Raw genomic sequence first — 1211 nt, forward strand, 5'->3', positions numbered from 1 at the left:
TGGGGTGTTAAACGTGGTGTTTACTCAAATGAAGCAGGCCAAGGTACCGGCCCTCACGCAGCAGCGGCAGCAAGCGTTGATCATCCTGCACAGCAAGGTCTGGTTCAATCATTCTCAATCTACATCGATACACTACTAGTATGTTCGGCAACTGCGTTTATGATTCTTATCACAGGGGCGTACAACGTACACGGTGCGGTTGAAGGTGCATTCCTTGTGCAAAACCTACCAGCCGATATTGGTGCGAATGGTCCAGTATTCACGCAAATGGCGATTGAAAGTGCTCTGCCTGGAGTTGGTAAACCGTTCATCGCTGTTGCACTGTTCTTCTTCGCATTCACCACGATCTTGGCTTACTACTACATCGCAGAAACAAACATTGCCTACATTCGCCGTACCTTTAAAGTGAACGGTCTGATGTTTATCTTAAAACTGGTACTTATCTCAGCCGTGTTTTACGGTACAGTAAAAACCGCAAACCTAGCATGGGCGATGGGTGATGTTGGCGTAGGTTTGATGGCTTGGCTGAACATCGTGGGTATCTTGATCATCTTCTTTATGTCGAAGCCTGCTCTGAAAGCGCTGACCGACTACGAAGAACAACAGAAGCAAGGTGTCACAGAGTTTACGTTCAACCCAGTTGCGCTAGGTATCAAAGGTGCAGATTACTGGGAAGAGAAATACAAACGTAAAACGGGTCAAGCACCAACGACTGAAACTACCGCAACAGACACGGTAGAACAGCCTTCGACCTAAGTTTCTTTCCTTAAAAATAAGAAAAAGCAGTGGTCCGTTCTTCGGACACAACAAAGGGGTTAACCAGTGGTTAACCCCTTTTTATATCAGTCAGATTTGAAATCTTACTTGGTCGGATACACTTGCTTCCAATCGTTTTTCATATCAGCGATTAACCAACCTTTCGCTTTCGCTTCATCCAATCCTTTATCTAGCTTACCAATGCTAGAGGTGCGGTCATATTTCCACTCACGTTGGTCATCCGTGTGATGAACGTACATTGCTAAACGAGGACCAGTACCTGACGTAGTCCATTGCAGCATTTGTAGGTCACCATCTGAGTTGCCAAACGAAGCTATTGGGCGCTTACCAATGTGCTGATAAATTTGCTGCGGTTTTTCCGCTTTGTCGTTATTCACTTCAATGCCCGGTACGCGCTTAACTTGGTAACTACCATCAACATTAACGAACTCTGT

The 1211-nt window shown here is 45.7% G+C and carries 1 protein-coding gene and 1 pseudogene; one reads left to right on the forward strand and one right to left on the reverse strand.

Annotation, left to right across the window (positions count from 1 at the left end):
• On the forward strand, positions 1–756 hold a 756-nt coding region (locus tag R7E47_RS24760; RefSeq protein WP_318085407.1), incomplete at its 5' end, for an alanine:cation symporter family protein.
• A gap of 104 nt (positions 757–860) precedes the next feature.
• Here R7E47_RS24760 and R7E47_RS24765 read toward each other — a convergent pair.
• Positions 861–1211 (reverse strand): annotated as a pseudogene (locus tag R7E47_RS24765) (haloacid dehalogenase-like hydrolase); the annotation flags it as partial.

It is taken from the genome of Vibrio sp. Vb1026 (genome assembly GCF_033338745.1).
GTDB lineage: Bacteria > Pseudomonadota > Gammaproteobacteria > Enterobacterales > Vibrionaceae > Vibrio > Vibrio alginolyticus.